Source organism: Lysobacter sp. TAB13 (assembly GCF_052113885.1).
Lineage (GTDB): Bacteria > Pseudomonadota > Gammaproteobacteria > Xanthomonadales > Xanthomonadaceae > Lysobacter > Lysobacter gummosus.
The window spans coordinates 1-434 of sequence record NZ_JBFRDR010000226.1 but is presented as its reverse complement, the minus strand read 5'-3'; the positions used below and the strand labels follow the sequence as shown (position 1 = coordinate 434).

The 434-nt window shown below is 68.2% G+C and carries 1 protein-coding gene; it reads left to right on the top strand.

What is annotated here, in order from left to right:
* Window positions 1-190: hypothetical protein (locus tag AB4Y92_RS25930; protein WP_441822233.1), on the top strand; the 190-nt coding region annotated here is incomplete at its 5' end.
* Window positions 191-434 lie beyond the last annotated feature (244 nt).

Here is a 434-nt window from a genome sequence, read left to right as displayed (position 1 = left end):
AGCCAAGGCCGCGCTTGACCGTACCGATGCCGATTTCACTCAGGTGGTGGTCCGCGAACGCACCGTCGTCCGGCGGCCGCGTCCAGCCTACCGGCGTCCGGTTGTGGTGCGCGAGCGCGTCGTCGTGCGCCGCCCCGCCCCGCGCTATCGCCGTCCCGTGGTGGTGCGCCGAAATGTGATCGTGCGCTGAGACGCTGGATTTCGGGAAGGCGGTGTCGGAAGGCACCGCCTTCTTCACATGAGGCGAAGCCATGACGGCACGCCAGACGATGAGGGAGGAGCGTCATGCCGCCGCACCATGCGGCTCTGCCCGCGGTCATCGCGACGGACATCCCAGCCAGGCTCGATCGCCTGCCCTGGTCGCGCTTTCACACGCTGGTCGTGGTGGCGCTCGGGATCACCTGGATCCTCGATGGGCTGGAAGTGACCCTTGC